Raw genomic sequence first — 21,391 nt, 5'->3', positions numbered from 1 at the left:
GGGCCTGAAAGGGAGTTTCATGTACAAGCTTTCTCAAGTCACCAAGGACTACCCCAAGGGCAGGGCGACGGTGCACGCGCTGCGCGGCGTCAACGTGGAGATCGCCGACGGCGAGTGGCTGTCCATCCAGGGGCCCACCGGACATGGCAAGTCCACCCTGCTCCAGCTGCTCGGCGGCCTCGACAGGCCGACCTCGGGCTCGCTCGAACTGAACGGGCGCGACCTGGCCAGGCTCGGCGAGAACGCGATGACCAAGGTCCGCGCGTCGCAGATCGGCTTCATCTTCCAGACGTTCAACCTGATCCCGACCCTGTCGGCGCAGGAAAACGTCGAGACGGCGCTGGTACCGCTCGGCATCAAGGACAGCGCGCGCAGGTCACGCGCGGCGGAGGCGCTTGCCTCTGTCGGCCTTTCCGACCGCGCCAGGCACCTGCCCTCGGAACTGTCCGGCGGCCAGCAGCAGCGTGTGGCGATCGCCCGGGCGCTGGTGAAGGAGCCGAAGGTGCTGCTCGCCGACGAGCCGACCGGCAACCTCGACGAGGACACCCGCGACGAGATCATCGGCCTGCTCGAGAAGCTCTGGCAGGACAACGGCCTGACGATGATCATGGTCACCCATGACAGCACCGTCGCCAGGCGGGCACAGCGCCTCGGCACGATGCGCAACGGCCAGCTCACCGTCAAGCAGACGGTCAAGTAGCGAGACCGTTCACCCAAGTCCGCGGGCCGTCCCCTGGCTCCTCCCACAGGGGGCGGCCCGCGGCGCGTGAAAGCACCCCAGGGCGCGATCCCCGGCGCGCCCTGGGGGTTCGCATTCCCTAGGGCGATCCGGTGGTCCAGAAATATGTCATTTACGTCGATATGCACAACAAATGACACACAATGGCCAGACATGAGCTGAGAGCGCGATCCTGGACTTGCCGAAATGCTGGTCGTTAAAGCTATTAATGAGCCTTAAGGAAACAGGTGTTACCCGTGATGTGGGATCAGCTGAACTGGGCAAGAATGTGCGCCGTCTCGGGAGTTCCTCGGAAGCAAATATTTGTTGATTTGCGATGAATGTCAGCAACCCGTATCCGTACTGCGCGAAGTTTTGGTTCAATGCAATTGCATTTCGCGGCAATGCGTTTCCGGCCTCGGTGGCGGTGCCAGGCCTCGCTGACGCTATCCCGTACGGGCGGTGCGTCTGCGGAGCGGAGAGTGGCGCGGTGTTCTAGGCCCTAATCTCGCAGCCCCGACGTGCGCCCTGACCACGCTGGCGGAGGCGAGGTGGGATCGCAGTGTCTAGACACACGGTGACGAATCCGGGTGACTGGGGGCGGCACGCGGCGGCGCGAACGCGGGCCGGGGTGACGTGGTCCAGGTTCGCGCCCACGAGATGGCGGGTCCGCTGGCGACTGGCGGCCATCGTGGTGGTGCCCGCCATCACCGCGGCCTGCCTCGGCGGGATCACCATCGACCGCTATGCGAGCGGCTGGCTGGCGGCCGACCGGGTGCAGAACCTGGCACAGATGAACGTGTCGGTGGTGCGACTGGTCCAGGCGCTGGAAGACGAGCGCGACCTGTCCCTGGGGTACGCGGCGAACCGGGTGGCGGTGCCGGATCTGGCACGGAAGCTAAGGCTCGCGCAGCAGACGTCAGCCAGTGCCGGGCAGGCGGTCAGGGCCGGGGCTGCCGGGATCCGGAGCGGCGCCGGGTACCAGGCGACCATCGTGCAGGACCTCGCCGCCCTTCTCCAGGCAGTCACGAACCTTCAGCGCGCCGGCAAGGCGATGTCGTCATCGCCGGCTTCGGCGTCGGTCAGCGTCCAGTCGTACGCAGATCAGGCCATCCAGGCGGCCGACACGTTCAGCGCCTCGGTCGGCAACGGGACCAGTGACGCGGACCTTAACGGCAACGAAGCCGCCCTCGGCGCCCTGCTCCGGGTAGAGAACCAGATGTCGGTACAGCGTGGCCTGCTGTTCGTCGCGCTCGGCTCCTCGCCTCCAGCGCTCAGCCCCGCCGCGCTGACTGCTCTGCTGCAGGCCCAGCAGCAGCAGGCCGCGGACCAGGCCGAATTCACCGCGTCTGCTAGCCAGGCGGAGCTGGCGGACTTCGGACGGACGGCCGCAGGCGGCGCGGCGATGACGGAGGAGGCGCTTGCGCTGACCAATGCCGTCAGCGACATGCCGCTGACCGCGCTGAACAACGTCAGCAATCCGAAGCTGACCGCACCGGGCTGGTACGGCGCCATGTCGGCCACCATCGACGGCACGCGGCAGATGGCTGACCAGTTGGCCGGCGGCATCGCCGCCAGGGCCGGCACCCTTCGGTCCCAGGCCACCTCGGGCCTGGCGTTCACCAGCGTTCTGACCGTAGTCCTGCTGGGCCTGGCGGTGCTGATTTCGACGATGGTGGCCAAGTCCCTGACGCGTCCGCTGCGCAAGCTGCGCTTGGACGCGCTTGACGTGGCAAACCGCCGGCTGCCCGAGATGGTCCGCCGGCTCAGTGAGAGTGACGGCGCCAGCGAGAGGGTGGAGATCGATCCGATCGATGTCACCTCGGCCGACGAGATCGGGGAAGTGGCGCGTGCCTTCGACCAGGTGCACCGCGAGGCGGTCCAGCTGGCCGCCCACCAGGCGAGGCTGCGCGGCAACCTGAGCGCGATGTTCGTCAACCTGTCTCGCCGCAGTCAGATGCTCGTTGAACGGCAGCTCGGCATCATCGACTCCCTTGAGCAGTCCGAGCAGGACCCCGACCGGCTCAGCAATCTGTTCCGGCTGGACCACCTGGCGACCCGCATGCGCCGCAACTCGGATAATCTGCTGGTCCTGGCCGGCCACGAAGATCATCGCATGTGGGGTCAGCGGGTGCCGCTGGTCGACGTCGTGCGCGCCGCCATCTCCGAGATCGAGCAGTACGAGCGGGTCGTGGCGAACATCCAGCAGGGGGTACTCATCACCTGGCGTGCGTCGAGCGACGTCGTGCACCTCGTGGCCGAGCTGGTGGAGAATGCGGCCGTCTTCTCCTCGGCCCCGGTGCTGGTCACCGGTCACATGCTGACCGCCGGCGGCGTGCTGGTCCAGATCGCCGACGAGGGGCTGGGCATCGCGCAACAGGATCTGCAGCACGCGAACTGGCGGCTGGACAACCCGCCGGTGATCGACGTGGGGGTCTCGGGCCGGATGGGCCTGTTCGTGGTGGGCCGGCTCGCGGCCAGGCACGGCATCCGGGTCCGGCTGACGCAGGCCCAGCCCCGTGGCGTGCTGGCCCTGGTATGGCTTCCCGAGACGGTGGCCGAGCTGGAGGCCGCGCCGCTGCCCAGCTCGCCGCTGCGGCGCTTCGAGGCCGATGCGCCATCGGCGCCCGCCTGGATGACCGCCTTTGTCCCGTCCCCCGTGGTGACATCGGCGGCGGGGCTGCCGACGCGGGTGCCGAACGCGAACTTCGCCCCCGGCTCGATTCGCCGGCCAGCTGGCCAGCACGCCAGGCATCAGACGTGAAGACAACGGCACTTCGGCGCGGACGGAAAGCCGCCGCGATAGGGGCGGCGCTGGCAACGGCGACTCTGGCGCTCGCCGGATGCTCCTTGGCGGCGCCGGACAGCAGTTCCTCGCCGGGCGGCAGCGGAGCCTCGGCTGGCGGTTCCGTCCTCAGCGGAACGCTCAGCGCCAGCGGATCGACGTTCCAGCTCACCTTCCAGGAGGTGGCCATTTCCGGTTTCAAGTCGATCCAGCCCGGCATCACGGTCAACTACGGCGGTGTCGGCTCGGGTGCGGGCCGCGCGGACCTGGCCGCGAACAAAGTCAACTTCGCCGGGTCGGATTCGCCGATTCCCCCCGCCGAGAAGGCGGGCTTCACGGGCAAGAAGGTGCTCTACTTTCCCGTCGTTACCGGCCCGGTCACGCTGTCCTACCACCTGTCGGGCGTGCGCGAGCTCGATCTGTCGGCACCGGTGCTCGCGGGAATCTTCGACGGCAAGATCAAAACCTGGGACGATCCAGCGATCGAGGCCGACAACCCCGGTGCCCTCCTGCCTGTCACCCCGATCACCCTAGCCGTCCGCTCCAATTCGTCAGGCACGACCGCCAACTTCACGAAGTTCCTGGTGGAGGCAGCAGGCAGCCAGTGGCCGCTCGGCACGGGCTCGACGATTTCCTGGCCGGCCGGCAGCCGGAGCGCCACTGGCAACAGAGGGGTAGCGCAGATTGTCAAGTCCACCCCCGGGGCGATCGGGTACGTGGACTACGCGACCGCCAAGGCTTCCGGGCTGACCTTCGCCTCCGTCAAGAACAAAGACGGCGACTACGTGGCACCCTCGCCGGCCTCCGCCGCCTTGGCCGCCAGCCAGGTCACCCTCATGCCCGACGAAACCTTCAGCGCGGTCTGGGCGGGCGGAGCGGGCTCCTACCCGATCACCTACCAGTCATGGGACCTGGTTTATGCCAAGCAGCCGAACGCGAACGACGCCAAGATGCTCCGGGCGTACCTCGGGTACCTGCTGGGAGCGGGCCAGGAACTGCTTCCAGAACTCGGCTACGCGCCGCTGCCCTCCGGTATCGACCGGCAGGCCCAGACGCAGCTGAGCAAGATCGGCGACTAGCTGCCCGGCCAATATTCGGTTGCCTGCGGCTGCCGGCTCATGGGATAGTGCCGTCGAATCAGGTTCGGTGCCGGTTCGGGCGGAGCGCCTCCGCCTTGAGTCGGCCGTGTGGAAGGGAGGCGTCTGTGATGCCAGCGCCCGTTGCGGGCTTTCTCAGCCCTTTCCTGACCACATCCTGCCTGAGGAGCACCACCCATGCGCGACAGCGCGGACTCCGGCGACTACGGAGTCACCCGCCGCGGTAAGAAGCGCGGCAAGTTCTACGACGACGAGTCCGTCTACGCGAAGCGCGACCGGCACCTGCCGCGGCTCGAGTCAGAAGACGCCAACGACGAGACCGACGGCCTGCCAGAGGGCGACCGCTGGTCGACCTGGGATCAGTCGACACCGACGGAGCGCGGCCCCCGGCCGCATCCGAAGTGGCTGGTCACCGACCTCGCCGCGGTCGATACCGAACTAGGCATCCTGAAGACGGGCAAGGAAGCTGACGTTTACCTGCTCCGCCGTCACGTGCCAGGCACCGACCGGTCCTGCCTGCTCGCCGCCAAGCGGTACCGGGACGCCGAGCACCGGCTGTTCCACCGGGACGCTGGCTACCTAGAGGGCAGGCGCGTCCGGGAGAGCCGCGTCAACCGGGCGACCGCCAGCAGGAGCGCGTTCGGCAAGCAGATGATCGCCGGGCAGTGGGCGGGCGCGGAGTTCACCGCGCTGTGCCGGCTGCACAGCGCCCGGCTGCCCGTGCCGTACCCAGTGCAGATCACCGGCACCGAGGTACTGCTTGAGTTCATCGGTGACTCCGGCGGTACCGCCGCGCCGCGGCTCGCCGAGACGCGCCCGGGGGAGAAGCTGCTCGCCAGCCTCTGGGAGCAGTTCACCGGCGCGCTCGACATGCTGGCAAGGCACGGCCTGGCGCACGGCGACCTGTCGCCGTACAACCTGCTCGTGCACAACGGCCGGCTGGTGATCATCGACCTCCCGCAGGTGGTCGACGTGATCGCGCACCCTGCCGGGCGCGACTTCCTGGTCAGGGACGCCCGCAACGTCGCGACCTGGTTCGCCGCCAGGGGCCTGCCCGCGGCCGACCCGGACGCCCTGGCGAGCCGGGTCACGGAGCAGGCGGGCCTGGCCTGACGCGCGCTTGTCCCGGCGGCACTCGCCGCCGGGACAAGCGATAGCCAGCTATGACGTGGCCAGGCGGTCAACCCGCTCGATCGTGATCACGTCCTCGTCGACCACGTACATGATGCGGTAGCCGCCAGCGCGCAGCCGGTGATAGCGGCCACGGTGAAATCCCTCGGGAGGCTCCGGGTAGGGGTCGACGGCCAGCGCGGCGACGGCCGCGCCGATGGCGCGCATGCTGTCCTGGTCGTGCATGTACCGGCGTGCGGACGCCACGGCGACTGGCGTCCACTCGATCCTCACTGGCCGAGCAGCTCGGCCATGACGTCGTCGTGTGTCCTGGCGCCGGGCCGGCCGGCCCGCGCCCAGTCGTCATGCCCGGCGAGCGTGGCCTCGATCTCGGCATCCTCGCGTGCCTGGGCGGTCGCGTGCCGCTCCACGGCCCGCAGGCGGCGCAGGTCGGCGAGCGGAACGATCGCCGCCGCCTCGCCCCCGAGATGGATCACCTCGTACGGCTCCGTGCTATCCGTCGGCTGCGCGCTCATGCAGTTCACCGTACGACATCCCCGGCCCCATTTCCGGCATTCGCGCCCCGTGCCGCACGCGTCGGGCCTGCCCGCCGCCGGCCCGGCGCGATGGCGCCGGTTGTGCCGGGGCGGGCAGGCCCGTGACGTGCTGCGTTAGCGCTAGGCGCTGGTCCCGGTGCTGCCGGAGCCAGAGCCGTCAGCGCTGCTCGAGCCGCCGCTGAAAAGGTCGTGCATCGCCTTGCGCGCGCTCTCCTCGGCCTTCTTGACCGGCTCCCGCTGGCGCAGGTCGGACAGCGCGTTCTCCGCCTTCTTGCCCGCGTCGCTCGCGCGCAGATCCTGGAACGCCGCCTCGGCCCGCTTGGCCGGCTGGCTGGAGCGCAGGTCGCTCAGCTTGCTCGCGGCCCGCTGGCCGCGGTCGCTGTCCTTGAAGTCCTGCATTCGCGCGGCCGCCTGCCTTGCGCGGACCCTGGCCTCGCGCCGCAGGTGAGCGGTGCCGTCTGAGCGCTGCTTCCTCGTCGAATTCCACCATTCGGCCAGCCGCGCAGTCAGCCCGCGCACCCGGCCCCCTGCCTGCCTCATGACTACCTCCCAATTTCCGCTGCCCCGGGGGGACCATCCCCCGCATCCCGCATCCCCACCGCGCGCCCGGTCGCGGGGCGGCGATGCCCGGGCGCACGAGAACCCTCGGATGACTACTTCCGACCACTCAATAACAAGATATGTCGCGTTTGGCTTCCCGTCCAGCCGGGCCTACTCGGCCAGCCCCGCCGCCGCGGCGGAGCCTGCCCGAACAGCACGGTCCGCGGGCGCATGTCCGTGTTTTCCCGTTATCTCTACCCGTGCCGCGCGCGGTATGCATGGCGCGGGCAGAGGTCCCGCCGCCATGCCTGCAAACTAATTGCCCCATTTGTTCGATTTCTGCACCGGAACCCGGAGCGCGATCACGGAAATTTTGATTATCACGGATAACTTCGCGCGCGCATAGCGTCTTTTATTTCCGCCAGGATCTAAAGTTCCGCAATCGTGCCGGAACCGGCGTGGCTGCTGCCCCTTCCCTTGTGCCGCGTGCGGAGTACGGTGCGATCGTGGCTAACGTGGCGCGGCTGACAATCCTGGGCAGCCTGAACATGGACATCGCGGTGGCGGTTCCTGCGCTTCCTGGGCCGGGCGCGACGGTGCTCGGCGGTGCGGCGGTCTTCGCGCCGGGCGGCAAGGGCGCCAACCAGGCGGTGGCGGCCGCCAGGCTGGGCGGCGCGGCGGGCATGACCATCGCCATGCTCGGCTGCGTCGGCGACGACGAGTTCGGCGCGGCGCTGCGGCAGGCGCTGCGCGCCGAGGGCGTCGACGACACGGGGGTGCGGGTCGCCGCGGGCGTGCCGACCGGGATCGCGATGATCACCGTCGACCAGGCGGGCGAGAACATGATCACCGTCGCGCCCGGCGCGAACCGCGAGACGGGAGCAGCGGAACTCGACCGGCTCGCCCAAGAACCGCGGCTGCCCGGCGCGCCGAGCGTCCTGGTGATCAGCGCCGAGGTGCCAACAGCCGTGATCCGCGCCGCCCTGAACCAGGAGGGCAGGCTCACGGTGCTCAACCTCGCGCCCGCGCCGCCTGCACCCGGGGCGGCTGCCCTGCTCGCGGCGCACCCGGACTGGCTGGTGGTCAACGAGTCGGAGGCGGCGGCGATACTCGGCAGGCCGGTCTCCGGCCTGACCGAGGCGGCAACCGCGGCGGCCGACCTGGTGCAGGCCGGCGCCCGCAACGCGGTGGTCACCGCGGGAGCGGCGGGCAGCGCTTATCGCGCGACGACAATCGAACAAAATCAATCAGGCGGAACGGTTGCGGCCTTCCCCGTCACCGCCGTGGACACCGTCGGAGCGGGCGACACGTTCGTGGGCGCGCTAGCGGTGGCGCTCGCGGCCGGGATCGGCCCCGCCGATGCGGTCACCGCCGCCGCGGCGGCCGCCGCCACCGCCGTGACCAGGGAAGGCACCCAGACAGGGATGCCGCGTCCGGCCGATGTGCACGCGGCAACCGGCTACCGCTGGCCGCTGCTCGCCCCTTAACAGGCCAAAACCAACTTCGCTACCCGTCAAGGTGAACATGGAGTTAACAAGAGATGAACATGATTACCCATTGACGGTGAATTTATGATTAAATCAACCTAGAGTTGAAGCATCGCCGGAAGAGGAGTTGTGCGATGACCCCTGGCCTGGCGGGTTTCATTGCCGAAGGCAGCGAGCCGCAAACATGGGATGACGCGGTCGACGCCGCGCTCGCCGCGCTGGCGGCGGAGTTCGGGGTGGTGCCCGAGCGTACCCCAGGTGAACACGGTGGCACGCGGCGCACGACCTGGCTCGACACGTTCGACTGGCGGCTGCACAAGGCCGGGCTGACCCTCGAGTACGCGCCGGGCCGCGGTGGCAGCGAATTGCTCCTTGCGGGCAACGGCGGCGACGGCTCAGGCGCCGGCGACGAGGAACTGGCGCAGCCGGTGGCCCGCTGGCAGGCAAGCCGTCCGCTCTTGCTGCCCGACCTGCCGGACGGCCCGGTCACCGCTCGCATCGCCGGCCTGGTCGCGCCGCGCGCCCTGCTTCCCGTCGTCAGCACGACCACGGTGACCACCGTGTACCGGCTGCTGAACTCCGACGGCAAGACCGTCGCCAGGCTGCACGTCGCGCGGCCGTCACTCGACGGCTCGCGGCCGGCCGGGCGCGCAAGCACCGGATCGGCTACCCCGCAGCCGGTCCCGCTGCCGGCCCGGCTGACGATCACCGCGATCCGCGGCTACCTGGGGCCGGCTCGGCGGGCCGTCCGCCTGGTCAACGCCGTTCCCGGCCTGCAGACCACCGTGGACCAGCCGCTCGCCTACGCGCTGCGCGCGCTCGGTCGCAGGCCAGGCGACTACTCCAACAAGGTCGACGCTGACATCACCGCCGCGATGTCCGCGTCGGCGGCCGCCGCGGCCATCCTGTTGCGACTGCTCGACACCATCGAGGCGAACGTACGCGGCGTACTCGCGGACACCGACTCGGAGTTCCTGCACGACCTGCGAGTCAGCGTGCGGCGGACCCGCAGCGCCCTGAAGCTGTGCGGCGACGCCCTGGTCGGCATGCCCGTCGAGGAACTGGCCATGTTCGCCGCCGAGTTCAAGTGGGTCGGCGACATGACGACGCCGACCAGGGACCTGGACGTGCACCTGCTCGACTTCGAGCAGACGGCCCGCGGCCTCGCCGCGGCGAAGCCGGACGACCTCGAGCCTTTCCGCGCCTACCTGGAGCAGCGGCGGCGCAGGGAGTTCCGCGCGCTCAGCCGCGGGCTGCGCTCGGAGCGGTTCGTCACCCTCCTGTCGGAGTGGCGGATCAGGCTCACCAAGATCAGGCAGGATGCGCAGAAGCCGGGCAGGCGCAGCCGCAACCGTTCCGGACAGTTCACCGGCGACGCCGCCGGGACGGCGGGCGTGCTCGCCGCGGAGCGGACCAGAATCGCCTTCACGAAGGTGGCGCGGCGCGGCGCGGCGATCACCCCGGAGACGCCCGCCGAGGCCCTGCACGACCTGCGCAAGCGGGCCAAGGAGCTGCGGTACGCGCTTGAGTTCTTCGCGCCGCTGCACGATCCTGGCGACTACGGCAAGGTGGTCGGTGACCTCAAGCGCCTACAGGACTGCCTTGGGGAATTCCAGGACACCGAGGTGCAGGTGCACGAGATCCGGACGCTCGCGGCGGCGATGCTCGCCGCTGGCGAGGCGCCCGCGGTGACGCTGCTCGCGATGGGCGAGATCACGGCGGGCCTCGCGGTGCGACAGCGCGCGGCGCGCGCCGACTTCGAGCGGCGCTTCACCGCATTCGCCGACGTGGAAGGTCAGCGCCGGATGTCCGCGCTGCTGCGGGGAGGTACCGCCTAAATGCGGATTTACGCCACATACAACATCAAGGGCGGGGTCGGGAAGACAACGACCGCGGTCAACCTGGCCTACCTGGCGGCGGAGAGCGGCCTGCGCACCGTGCTGTGGGACCTGGACCCGCAGGGCGCCGCGAGCTTCATGTTCCGTGTCAAGCCGAAGGTCAAGGGCGGCGGCAGGGCGCTGATCAGCGGCAAGCGTCCGCTCGACGACGAGATCAAGGGCACCGACTTCGACAACCTCGACCTCATCCCCGCCGACTTCACCTACCGGAACATGGACCTGCTGCTCGACATCGGCGACGCGAAGACGGGCGGCGGCGCACCGGGCGGCAAGCAGGCGCGCAAGCTCGCCAGACTCCTCGCGCCGCTCGCCGCCGAGTACGACGCGGTGTTCCTCGACTGCCCGCCGTCAGTGTCGCTCGTCTCGGAGAACGTGCTGCACGCCGCCGACGTCATCGTGGTACCGCTTATCCCGACCACGTTGTCGGTGCGCACCCTGGAGCAGCTGTCGGACTTCGTCGGGGAGTTCAAGGGCCGTCGCCCGAAGCTCCTGTCGTTCTTCTCGATGGTCGACCGGCGCAAGAAGCTGCACAGGGAGATCACTGAGAAGCTGTCCGCGGAACGCGACGAGGTAGCGAGCACCGTGATCCCCGCCCTGTCCGTCATCGAGACGATGTCGGTGGAGCGCGCGCCGGTCACCGTCTTCGCGCCGGCCAGCGCCGCGGCGAAGGCCTACCGCGCGCTGTGGGCCGAGATCGGCGAGATGACCAGCTAACGGTCGGCAGCGGGCCGCCGCCAGTCTCGCGGATGCTCGCCTCGCTGCTTGTCCCTCTTGTTCTTTTCGCGCGTGGCTATGTCGCGCTTCGCCGTGCCACATTTGGCCGCGACGGGACGGCCGAGCGGCTTGCGAACGGCCGCCCGCACCCGGTGCAGCCGGATGCCGGGCGGCGCCACGGCCCGCGCGACGATGTCCGGGCTCAGCCCGGTGCGGAGCCGGTCGATGTGGGTGAGGATCTCGCCGCGCAGCGGCCACTCGCTGGCGCCGCCCGCGGCCGGGGTGCGCGGTTCGAGCACGGCGGCGAGTTCGTCCTGCTCCCGGTGCGCGGCCTCGAGCTGCCCCTCGAGCTCGGACTTGAGCTGCTCGCTGTCCGAGGGGAAGACCTGGGCGAGGCGCCCGTAGGTGCGGACCGCCGACGCGAGGTTGCGCAGCACGTCCGCCAGCCTGGCGCGGGTCTGCTCGTCCCTGACCGGCGAGGTGTCGCTGTCGATCCCCGCGCTGTCCAGGATCGAGCGCGCAAGCCCGCGCACCGTGACGGTGGCGTGCTCGAGGGCCTCCAGGCCGCCGTGCAGCCCGGGCCCCGCGGCAAGCAGGTCGTCGGGGACGCCGCCGAGGCGGGTGCGGGGATTGAGCCGGACGCTGTCGTCCGCGCTGCGCAGCGTGTCGTCGACCCGCTCGATCTCGTCGCGCAGCGCCCGCGCCTGGGTGAGCCAGTCGCGGACCTTCGCCGGGTCGGGTGCGGCTGCGGCGCCCGCAGTGTCGTGGCCAGCAGCGTCGCTGCCAGCAGTGTCGTGGCCGTCTTTGGCTTGGTCGTCGCCGGCCGGCGATAGCTCGCTGGCCATCCGCTCCAGCAGGCCGGCGAGCCGGCCGGCCAGCGTGCCGACCGCCTCGCGGGCAGGCTGCACGTGCGGCTTGGCGAAGACAAGGCCGCCGGCCAGCCCGGCGGCGGTACCGACAAGGGTGTCGACGATGCGGCCGGTCGCGGCGACGTGGGTGCCGGCCGACGAGAAGATCAGCATCGCGCTGATCGGAACTTCGAGCAGGTCATCGCCGAGCCGCAGCATCCGGCCGATGAGCAGCGCCGCCGCGATGACGATGGCGAGCTGCCACCAGCTGAAGGCGATGAACTCCGAGACGCCGACCGCGACGAGGACGCCCGCGGCGACGCTTATCACCTTGCGGATGCCGCTGCGGATCGTCTGGTACAGGCTGGCCTGGAGCACGAGCAGCGCGGTCAGCGGCGCGAGCACCGGGCGGGAGGTCCCGGCGGGGATCAGCAGCGCGAGCAGGTACGCGAAGGTCGCGGTTGCCGTCAGCCGCGTGATGTGGGACGTGGCAGGACTTGCGGTTTGCAGTGCGGTACGGGCGGTTCGGACGTAGCGGAACGGTGCGAAGCGCATGATGATGAGTAGGCAGTCCATCTCGCATGGCGGGCAGGGACGACACGGCCGCGCGTTATGGGCCGTCCCAACTGCAACAGGTCGCTGGCCTAGGTATTCCACGGCGGCGTCGGCGGGTGTAACCCGGCTTTGCATCCGGCGCGAGGGTGTTCTCACCGGTTAGCTACGACACGCCGGCGTTTACTCACTCTCGGCACCCGGGGAGGCATTAGTGTTTCCCCAGGGGAGAGGGTCAACAGCTTGATAACGCATGGGGGGAGACTGCCCGAACCGACCTCGCGGTTCGTCGGGCGGTCGCAAGAGGCTGCCGCCATCAGGGACGTGCTGACCAGGGCCAGGCTGGTTACGCTGACGGGTCCCGGCGGCATCGGCAAGACACGGCTCGCCATCAGGGTGGCGGGCGAGGCCGTGCGAACGTTTCCCGACGGGGTGTTCCTCGCCGACCTGTCTGCCGCGCGGGACGCGGCGGGGGTGGTGCGCGCGGTGGCAGCCGCCGTTGGGAGCCGGGGACAGACGGGTTCACGGGGGCAGCCGTCGGCCGGCTGGCTCGCAGGCCGGCTGCGCGGCAGGCGGGTGCTGCTCATTCTTGACACGTGCGAGCATGTGGTCGACGCCTGCGCCGACCTCGCCGACACCATCGTGCACGGCGCCGCCGAGCCGGTGCTGCTCGTGACGGGCCGCCAGCCGCTTGACCTGCCGGGCGAGGTGGTCTTCCGCATCCCGCCGCTCGGCGTCGCCGACGGCGCCAGCGAGGCGGTCAGCTTGCTCGCCGACCGGGGCGCGGCGGTGCCTGGGTTCGCGGTCACGCCCGGCACGCTGCCCAGGCTCGTGGACCTGTGCCGCCTGCTCGACGGCATGCCGCTGGCGATAGAGCTCGCCGCTCTCCGGCTGCGCACCGCCGACCTCGACGAGCTGCTCGGCTGGCTACCCGGTCACCTGCGGCAGCTCGGGGTCGGCCGCCCGGCCGCGGGGGTGGCACGGCACCAGTCACTGCACGCGTCCGTCGTCTGGAGCTATGACCTGTGCACGCCCGCCGAGCGGCTGCTCTGGGCGCGGCTGTCGGTCTTCCCCGGAAGCTTCGACCTGAAGGCGGCGGAGGCTGTCTGCGGGTCTGGCACGCTTGCCTTTCTGCCGGGCCCGCCCCGGGGGGTACGGGGGGTCGTCCCCCCGGGGGATGACCGCGGGTCGGGCACGCTTGCCTTTCTGCCGGACCCGCCCCGGAGGGTACGGGGGGTCGTCCCCCCGGGGGATGACCGCGGGTCGGGCACGCTTGCCTTTCTGCCGGGCCCGCCCCGGGGGGTACGGGGGGTCGTCCCCCCGGGGGATGACCGCGGGTCGGGCATGCTGGCGGCCGCGGAGATCGTCGACACGCTCGTCGCCCTGGTGGACAAGTCGGTTGTGCTGCGCGAGCAGGACGAGGGTGACGCGGCCAGGTACTGGCTGCCGAGGGTGGAACGGGAGCACGGCGCCGAGTTCGCGACCGACGCGCGGGTGTGCGCCGCGCGGCACCGCGGCCACTACCTGGATGTGGCCGCCGCGTTCGCCGCGTCCTTCAATGGGCCAGGCCAGCCTGGCCTTGTCGCGGCGCTCGCCAGGGACGAGGCCAACCTGCGGCTCGCGTTCGACGGCGCGCTCGCCGAGGGTGACGGGGCGATGGCCGCGGAGCTCGCCGTCGCCTGCTGGCCGTGGCTGATCTGCACGGACCGGTTCGGACTGGTGCGCTCCTGGCTCTCCGCCGTCTCGGCGGGCCCGCGGCCGCCGCACCGCCAGTTCGCCGGCCGTCTTGCCTGGGTGACATTCATCCAGGGTGACGCTCCGACCGCCGGGCCGCTGTCCGACGGGCCCGCGGCGGGTCCGTTCGCGCGGCTGCTCGACGGCCTTGCCGCGGCCATGGACGCGCTGCGGCACGACGCGTACGCCGACTGCGCCGCCCGTTGCGACCAGCTGACGGCGGTCCTGCCCGCGGATGAGCGCTGGGCGCGCGGCTGGGCGGCGTGGCTCGGCGGCGTCGCCGCGTGGTTCGACGGTGACCGGGACACCGCGGCTGAGCGGCTGCGGTCGGGGCTCGAGCTGCTTGTGCCGTTCGGCGGCGAACTGGCGGTGGCGCAGCACCTGGAGGCGTTTGCCTGGCTCGCCGAGGGCGCAGGCGATCACCGGCGGACGGCGAGGCTGCTCGGGGCGGCGGACCGGATCTGGCAACGACTCGCCGTGCGGGAGGGTGTGCGCGCGCCACGGTTCGGCCTCGCGCTGCTCGACGCCGAACGAGACGTCGCCGCGCGCCAGGCGACCGACGCGCTCGGCGCCACCAGGTACACGGCCGAGCACGCCGCGGGAATGGCGCTGACGACCCAGGCGGCGGCCTGGAACGCGGTGCAAGCGCCGCCGCAGGCCAGGTCAGGGCGGGGACGGGCGCCCGCCGCCCGGCAGCCGGGCACGGTGCGCGGCAGTGGCCGCGCTCCCGGTGCGAGGCCGGGCGGTGCGGGCGGAGCCGGGTCGGCGGCGGCAGCGGTGCCCGCCCAGGCCGGAGCGGCGGAGTCGGCGGCTCGCTGGGCGCTGCTCACGGCTCGCGAACGCGAGGTGGCCGCGCTGGTGGCCGGGGGTCTTGCCAACAAGGACATCGCGTCCCGCCTCGTTGTCTCCAAGCGGACGGTCGACGCGCACATCGAGCACATACTCGGCAAGCTCGGCTACAGCAGCCGGGTGCAGATCGCCGCGCTCGCCGCGGGCCAGCGTGACTACGGCGAGGGTCCGCCGATTCCGCCGCCGCGCGAGCCCGGGTGACGGTCGTTCGCCCGCGAAACCGCGTGACGGCCGGCCCCCCTCGCGGGAAGCCGGCCGTCAGGGCAGCGCACTAAACCGTTAGGAATCGGCCGGAAGCAGTCAGCCGCTAGAAATGGTCATGGTCGGTGCCTGGCGTGAACGACACGCCGCGCACCACCTGGTCGTAGCGGGCGGGTACCACGGTGAAGAACCGCTCGGACGCCGGCAGGCTGGTCGCACCGAGGTTGTCGGTGATCGCCACCAGCTTGTTCGGGTCGGCGCCCTGGTCGCCGCCGCCGCTCACGGTCGAGGTGACCCCGTAGATGGTCACGGAGCCATCGCGGTTGACCCTGCCGGTGATGTTCCGCAGACCGTCGGTGGCCGGCGACCACGGCAGCGACGTCACCGAGTTGATCCCGGTCGGGTAACCGGGGACGGTGTACGGGGTGCCGAGGCCGAGCCCGTTCTGCAGGGTGTAGGCGAGCTGCCACTGGCCGGCGGTCGCGTTGTACACCCATTTCTGCAGGCCGGCTGTGGTGGAGGCGGCCGCCGCGGTGTAGCTGCCGCTTGCGGAGGAGTAGGCGTTGTCGCCGGCGCCCTCGTCGGCCACGTACAGCGTGGTCGGGTTGGCGAACCAGATGCCGAACGGATAGTCAGAGGCGTCGGTCGCCGACTTGGCGAGCACGGTCGGGAAGCCCTTGAGCACGCACATGTTGCTCGCGAGTCCCGTCGCGGTCAGCGTGGACGCGATGTCCGAGGTCGGCAGCGGCGCCCCGGCGACCGGCAGTCCGCTGCCTCCCGGGCACGCGGTCCCCGTCGTGTCGAGGAAGTAGATGGTGTTGACGCCGTTGCTGCCGCTGCCCTTGGTGTAGTAGAGCACGCCGTTGTAGAGCGTCAGGCCGCGGAAGTTGTCGTCCTTGCCGACCTTGTCGGCCTTGTCGCCGAGCTGAGTAACGTTGAACGAGCCGACCGGGGTGGGCTGGCCTGGAGTCTGGTCCGCCTCGGGCAGGGCCGACGGAGTCATGATCTGCGTGCCCGCGCCGAGCACGACGCCGGTGGGCTGCGGGTTGGACCCGTTGCCCGCGTTGCCCGCGGTGTAGATGTAGTACTTGCCGTTGACCTTGGCCTCGACCGCGGCGCGGCCGTTGTTGCCGCTGTAGGCGTTGGTCTCGGTAAAGGTCCACTTGCCGTTCTCCGACAGCGACGCCACGGCGCGGTAGTAGGCGGCGCTGACCGGGTTGGTCGTGTCGATGACACCAGGGGTATTCGCGTTGGAGACGTCGACCGTGTCCGGCGCGGCCACGTAGTCGATGAACGACAGGTACTTGCCGTCGGACGACAGGTTGAGCGCGCCCTCGGACTTCGAGGAGAAGCTGGTGACCAGGTCGCCGCTCGGCACCGGGATGGTGCCCTGCGGCTGGCCCCAGGGGGTGATCTGCTTCAGGTAGAGCCTGGACGTCACGCCAAAGCTCGCGTCGACCGTGTCGTTGTTGAACACGTACGGGTAGTCGCCGCCGGCGATGGCGGTCGCGCCGGCCGAGCCCGATCCCGGCGGCAGCACGGTCTGCCCGGCCACGATGTCGGGCACGCCCGCCACGCCTGCGGCTGTCACGAACGCGGCGATGCCGGTTCTCTGACGCATGAATCCTCCTAGAACGCGGACGCCCGAAGCCGCCGAGTGCCCGCCGAGTGCCGGTGGGCGGGAAAGCCCCGGGACATCGAATCCCCGGCGCGCGTCCGTCATGCGTCACGAAGATGAACGAAAAGTGCCATTAGCATGACCAATTTGACAGTCGTTACATCTAAACCAGTTCTTAACGTTAGGTCCGTCAACGAGCAGCCGTTAAATGGGCCAGCGGAGTGTCCGATATATACCCAAATAGCCGGATGGGAAAGATCACATACCGCATACTCGCCCCCGCCGTGGGTAGCCCAATCGGGCAGGAAGGGACCGCAAGACAGACAACTTCGACCGCGGTGCAACTAAACGGATCAGGATGGCGTTATATGAGCATGACAGTCTGGGAATGGTTTGAGCAGCGCTCGTATCACCACCGGGACTTCGCCGGTCTTGGTGAGGCGAGTGGTACTCGGGCGGAACGGCCCACTACTACCCTGATCTTCCCGGCCCGCAACGTCGCAGGCACCATCGGCACCATCCTCTCCATCGTCGAAGAACTCCGCGCCCGCACCGGGCTGCCCGACCAGGTGATCGTCATCGACGCCGACTCACCGGACGGCACCGCCGACGTGGCCCGCGCCCATGGCGCCGAGGTCTACTCGGAGAACGAGCTCATGCTGGGGTACGGGCCGGCGCAGGGCAAGGGCGACGCGATGTGGCGCGCCCTGTCCGTGGCCAGCGGGGACATCGTGATGTTCGCGGATGCCGACACCATCGACTTCGAGGAGCACTTCGTCTACGGGACGCTCGGCCCGTTGCTGGCTGATCCCCGGCTCCAGTTCGTGAAGGCCGCCTACCGGCGGCCTTTCAAGCAGGGGGAGGAAAAGATACTCGACGGCGGCGGGCGAGTCACCGAGCTGATGGCCAAGCCGCTGCTCAACCTGTTCTATCCGGAGCTCGCCGGGTTCGTGCAGCCGCTGGCAGGCGAGTTCGCGGCGCGCCGTGAGGTGCTGAGCAGCGTCCCGTTCTTCACCGGCTACGGCGTGGAGATCGGCATGCTGATCGACGTGCTCGACCAGGTAGGCCTGGAAAGCATGGCCCAGGTGGACCTCGGCACGAGGCAGAACAGGCATCAGCCGCTTTCCAGCCTCACGAAGATGTCCTCGGTCGTGCTGCGCACCGTCGCCGCGCGCGAGGACCTCGGGCAGCGCCTCGATGGCGTGGAACTCGGCGCCGGCCTCGACCCGTCCATGCCGGGCCTGTGGGAGCTGCGGCCGCCGGACACGTACCTGCACGCCGTCGCGACGGATGAGGGGCTGCGGCTCGACGAACAGCTGAACGAGCTCGTCGAACGGCCGCCGCTCGCCAGCCTCGCCGACGGCAACGCGCTCACCGCGACCGCGTTATTCGCTCCCGAGGGCGCCACCACGGAACTGCTCCGGGGTGGCGCCCTCGCCTTGTCCCATGCCTGCACAAGCCAGTGATCAGGAGTCTGTGCCGCGAACTCAATGACATCCGCGCCGGAATTGGGATGATGTGCCCCAGGACCCTGGCCACGGCAGCGCCAGAACGAGTGCCGGGACGAGCGCCAGCGCGGCGGACTGGGAGGGCGGCATGTCAGCCGGCAAGAGCGAAGAGTTCGATCACATCGTCGTCGGCGCGGGCTCGGCCGGCTGCGTGATCGCCCGCCGCCTGGTGGACGCGGGCCGCAGGGTCGCGCTCGTCGAGGCGGGCGGCCCTGACTACAACCCGGCCATCCACAAGCCGAACCGCTCCTGGGAGCTGTGGAACTCGCCCGAGGACTGGGCGTTCTGGACAGAGCCGCAGCAGCACTCGCTCAAGACCAGCCTCTTCTGGCCGCGCGGCAAGGTGCTCGGCGGCTCGAGCTCGCTCAACGGGATGATCTACATCCGCGGCGCGAAGTCCGACTTCGACGCGTGGGCCTACAACGGCGCACCCGGCTGGTCCTACCGCGACGTGCTGCCGTACTTCAAGAAGTCGGAGGACTACGAGGACGGCCCGAGCGAGTACCACGGCACCGGCGGCCCGCTCCCAGTCACCCACATCAAGGAGCCGAACCCGGCGACGCTCGCGATGATCGAGGCCGCCGCGGAGACCGGCGTGCCGCGCAACGACGACCCCAACGCCGACGACATCCTCGGCGTCGGCCTGTCGCACATGACGGTGCGCGACGGCCGGCGGATGTCCACCTGGACCGCGTTCATCGAGCCGGTGGTCGACAGCCCGCTGCTCACCGTCGTCACCAGCGCCCAGGTCAAAACCCTGGTCTTCGACGGCACCGGTCGTGCGGCAGGAATCCGCCTGTCCCGGCCTGGCCTTGTCTACGCCCACCGAACGGATCCGGCTGACTCCGTCCCCCGCCCGGTCCTCCCCGAGTGGACGGCCACCGAGCTGCGCTGCTCTGCTGACGTCATCGTCTGCGCGGGCGTGATCGGCTCACCGCAGCTGCTGCTGCTTTCCGGCATCGGCCCCGCCGACGACCTCAAGCCGCTCGGCATCGAGGTGCGCGCCGACCTGGCCGGCGTGGGCGGCAACCTGCACGACCACGCGCTCGCCACGCTGCTGTATGAATCGGCACGGAAGATCCCCGAGGGCAAGGCCAACAACCTGGAGGCGCACTTCTTCGCCAAGAGCGACCCCGGGATGACCGCGCCCGACCTCCAGCCGCTCATGTCGCACTTCCCGATGCCCGTCGAAGGCTACCCGCAGCTCGAATACGGCGACGGATACGCGATCGTGGCGGGCATCATCCGCCCGCTGAGCCGCGGCAGGCTGTGGCTCCGCTCCGCGGACCCGGCGGAGCACCCCGTCATCGATCCGCACTACCTGGAGGAGAAGGCCGACGTGCGGGCGCTGCTCGCCAGCCTGAAGCTGTCCCGCGAGGTCGGCCAGGCAAGCGCGCTGAGCGAGTTCCGCGCGCGCGAGATCGCACCGGGCCCCGACGTCAGAACCGACGAGGAACTGATCGAGTACGGCATGCGGAACCTGATCACCTATCACCACCAGGCCGGCACCTGCAAGATGGGCATCGACAACCGGGCCGTGGTCAGCCCCGCCGACCTCACCGTCTACGGCGTGCCTGGCCTGCGCGTCGCCGACGCGTCGGTCATGCCGGCGGTCACCTCGGGCAACACCAACGCGCCGAGCATCATGATCGGCGAGCGCTGCGCAGAATTCCTGACCGCCTAGCCTGGAAGTGGAAGCCGCCAGCGCCCGCGGCGGGCAGCTGGGGCGGCGTCAGGAACGCGGGCGGCGCATCGAGGTCGAGCGCGCCGAGCGGCGAGGTGGCATGGGCGTCGCGATGGGTGAGCGGCGGCAGGTTCCACTTCTCCTCGATCAGCTTGAGTATCGAGGTGTGGTCGAACTCGTTGTGCAGGACGCAGTCCTTTTTCGCGTACGGCGAGACGATCACCGCGGGAACGCGGAACCCGTAGCGGTCGTAGGTGACGGGACCGTCGTCGGCGTTCTCGAGCTCGGCGAGCTGCTTGGGCAGGACCAGGCGCAACAGGGCGCGGAACCACCGGTGCGACAGCTGCCAGTTGCGCGCGGGCACGTCGTCCGGTGCGACGGCGGCCGGCGGCGCCACGTGGTCGTAGTAGCCGCCGTGCTCGTCGTAGGTCCAGATGAGCAGCGTCGACTCCCAGTCGGGGCCGTTCATGACCGCGTTGACCACCGCGGCGGAGAACGCCTCGCCCTGCGTGATGTCCTGCGGGTTTTCCTCGGAGTAGAGGCCGAAGTCCGGGTCGACGACGGACACTGGCGGCAGCTTCCCCGCCTTCGCGTCGGCGAAGAATTGCTGCGTGCTCCGCAGGTGCCTGATGCTGCCGGTGAACCCGAGCGGGTACAGGTCGGCGGTGAACGACTTGTTGCCGCGGATCGCGTTGGTCACCCCTGGCAGCCAGCGGCCAACCGCGGCGAGCCGCCGCAGCAGGACAAGCCCCGCGCCGCCCAGCAGCCGCTTGAGCACCACGGACACCGGGTGCACGTTGTGGTAGTTCACCCACATGATGCCGTGTTTGGTCAGCGCGTCGAAGATCGTCCCCGCCTCTGGGTAATCGACGAGGTCCCAGGGCAGGTCGTCGATCAGCCCGTGCGCCGTCCCGGCGATCAGGAACCGCCGGTTCGGGAAGGTCGGACCGAGACAGGAGCAGAACCAGCGGTCGGCCACCGGGAAGACCCTGGCGAGCCCGTGATAGAAGGGCAGGTCCGTCTCGGTCCAGTAGCCCATCGGGACGGCGGGGTCAGCGCCCTTCACTGTCTTGAACACCGACTCGGCGAAGCCACCGCAGCTGCCGTCCGCGTCCGCGATGTGGCTGGCGTTCCACGTCTGGGTCGGGTTGCCCGCGGTCTGGCTGGTGGAGGCCAGGTGCCACGAGGTGAACTCCCGCCCGTCGGACAGCTTGTTGACCGCGGCGGGCGCGCCGGAATCGTCGACGGGCAGCCCCTCGCCCCGGCCGGCCAGCGTGCCCAGGTAGTTGTCGTAGGAGTGGTTCTCCATCATCAGTACGACGATGTGCTTGATCTTCGGCAGCAGGTCCGTGCCGGGATCCAGGTCCGGACGCGGCCGCTCCGCCGGCCCCGCGACAAGACCCCGACGCTCGATGCTCCTGCGTTCCGCCCGTTCCAGCATCCGGTTCGACCCTTCCCCTGAGGCCATCCCTCGGCGAAATCATGTCATCA

General features: G+C 70.0%; 16 protein-coding genes. 10 read left to right on the top strand and 6 right to left on the bottom strand.

The window, feature by feature from the left end:
- Positions 1-19 precede the first annotated feature (19 nt).
- The 4 genes from EAS64_RS01775 to EAS64_RS01760 all read left to right on the top strand — a co-directional run bounded on the left by EAS64_RS01775 (position 20) and on the right by EAS64_RS01760 (position 5,713).
- Entirely contained in the window at positions 20-700 is a 681-nt protein-coding gene (locus EAS64_RS01775) for an ABC transporter ATP-binding protein (protein ID WP_145850950.1), read from the top strand.
- Positions 701-1,280: 580 nt separating this feature from the next.
- Positions 1,281-3,482 carry a sensor histidine kinase gene (locus tag EAS64_RS01770; RefSeq protein ID WP_145850949.1) on the top strand — a complete coding sequence of 734 codons (2,202 nt, stop codon included), beginning with the start codon at positions 1,281-1,283 and terminating at the stop codon, positions 3,480-3,482.
- 86 nt (positions 3,483-3,568) lie between these two features.
- A complete protein-coding gene (pstS, locus tag EAS64_RS01765) occupies positions 3,569-4,582 on the top strand; it encodes a phosphate ABC transporter substrate-binding protein PstS (protein WP_187365626.1) in 1,014 nt (337 codons plus the stop codon).
- 195 nt (positions 4,583-4,777) lie between these two features.
- Positions 4,778-5,713, top strand: coding sequence for a serine protein kinase RIO (locus tag EAS64_RS01760; protein WP_145850947.1), 936 nt, complete (start codon positions 4,778-4,780; stop codon positions 5,711-5,713).
- 48 nt (positions 5,714-5,761) lie between these two features.
- On the opposite strand, the gene EAS64_RS01755 is transcribed toward EAS64_RS01760, so the two are convergent.
- The 3 genes from EAS64_RS01755 to EAS64_RS01745 all read right to left on the bottom strand — a co-directional run bounded on the left by EAS64_RS01755 (position 5,762) and on the right by EAS64_RS01745 (position 6,807).
- Positions 5,762-6,004 carry a type II toxin-antitoxin system RelE family toxin gene (locus EAS64_RS01755; protein ID WP_145850946.1) on the bottom strand — a complete coding sequence of 81 codons (243 nt, stop codon included), beginning with the start codon at positions 6,002-6,004 and terminating at the stop codon, positions 5,762-5,764.
- Positions 6,001-6,246 (bottom strand): hypothetical protein, encoded by a 246-nt coding sequence (locus EAS64_RS01750; RefSeq protein WP_145850945.1) that lies wholly within the window; start codon positions 6,244-6,246, stop codon positions 6,001-6,003. Before EAS64_RS01750 ends, EAS64_RS01755 begins: the two co-directional genes overlap by 4 nt.
- Before the next feature lie 141 nt (positions 6,247-6,387).
- Complete coding sequence (locus EAS64_RS01745) at positions 6,388-6,807, bottom strand: hypothetical protein (RefSeq protein WP_187365625.1); 420 nt, start codon at positions 6,805-6,807, stop codon at positions 6,388-6,390.
- A 506-nt stretch (positions 6,808-7,313) separates the two neighbouring features.
- Between EAS64_RS01745 and EAS64_RS01740 the strand changes: the two genes are divergently transcribed.
- The 3 genes from EAS64_RS01740 to EAS64_RS01730 all read left to right on the top strand — a co-directional run bounded on the left by EAS64_RS01740 (position 7,314) and on the right by EAS64_RS01730 (position 10,906).
- Positions 7,314-8,294 (top strand): PfkB family carbohydrate kinase, encoded by a 981-nt coding sequence (locus EAS64_RS01740; RefSeq protein WP_222848923.1) that lies wholly within the window; start codon positions 7,314-7,316, stop codon positions 8,292-8,294.
- Positions 8,295-8,428: 134 nt separating this feature from the next.
- Positions 8,429-10,132 (top strand): CHAD domain-containing protein, encoded by a 1,704-nt coding sequence (locus EAS64_RS01735; protein ID WP_145850943.1) that lies wholly within the window; start codon positions 8,429-8,431, stop codon positions 10,130-10,132.
- The gene (locus EAS64_RS01730) at positions 10,133-10,906 is read left to right on the top strand and encodes a ParA family protein (protein ID WP_145850942.1); all 774 of its coding nucleotides are present in this window, start codon (positions 10,133-10,135) and stop codon (positions 10,904-10,906) included. It begins immediately after the preceding gene.
- Here EAS64_RS01730 and EAS64_RS01725 read toward each other — a convergent pair.
- Entirely contained in the window at positions 10,903-12,309 is a 1,407-nt protein-coding gene (locus EAS64_RS01725; protein ID WP_145850941.1) for an FUSC family protein, read from the bottom strand. The genes EAS64_RS01730 and EAS64_RS01725 overlap by 4 nt on opposite strands.
- Before the next feature lie 240 nt (positions 12,310-12,549).
- Between EAS64_RS01725 and EAS64_RS01720 the strand changes: the two genes are divergently transcribed.
- Entirely contained in the window at positions 12,550-15,090 is a 2,541-nt protein-coding gene (locus EAS64_RS01720; RefSeq protein WP_145850940.1) for a LuxR C-terminal-related transcriptional regulator, read from the top strand.
- Positions 15,091-15,196: 106 nt separating this feature from the next.
- Here the strand turns inward: EAS64_RS01720 and EAS64_RS01715 are convergent, their stop codons facing one another.
- Positions 15,197-16,711, bottom strand: a complete 1,515-nt coding sequence (locus tag EAS64_RS01715; protein ID WP_222848922.1) for a hypothetical protein — start codon at positions 16,709-16,711, stop codon at positions 15,197-15,199.
- A gap of 365 nt (positions 16,712-17,076) precedes the next feature.
- On the opposite strand from EAS64_RS01715, the gene EAS64_RS01710 reads away from it, so the two are divergent.
- Complete coding sequence (locus EAS64_RS01710; protein ID WP_187365624.1) at positions 17,077-18,174, top strand: glucosyl-3-phosphoglycerate synthase; 1,098 nt, start codon at positions 17,077-17,079, stop codon at positions 18,172-18,174.
- Between the two features lie 130 nt (positions 18,175-18,304).
- Complete coding sequence (locus EAS64_RS01705; RefSeq protein ID WP_145850938.1) at positions 18,305-19,900, top strand: GMC family oxidoreductase; 1,596 nt, start codon at positions 18,305-18,307, stop codon at positions 19,898-19,900.
- Here EAS64_RS01705 and EAS64_RS01700 read toward each other — a convergent pair.
- Positions 19,860-21,368, bottom strand: a complete 1,509-nt coding sequence (locus EAS64_RS01700) for an alkaline phosphatase family protein (RefSeq protein WP_145850937.1) — start codon at positions 21,366-21,368, stop codon at positions 19,860-19,862. The genes EAS64_RS01705 and EAS64_RS01700 overlap by 41 nt on opposite strands.
- Positions 21,369-21,391: the final 23 nt, after the last annotated feature.

The sequence above is a fragment of the Trebonia kvetii genome, from assembly GCF_007827045.1.
GTDB lineage: Bacteria > Actinomycetota > Actinomycetes > Streptosporangiales > Streptosporangiaceae > Trebonia > Trebonia kvetii.
Note: the sequence above shows the minus strand (reverse complement) of the source record. Positions and strands in the feature narration are given on the sequence as shown.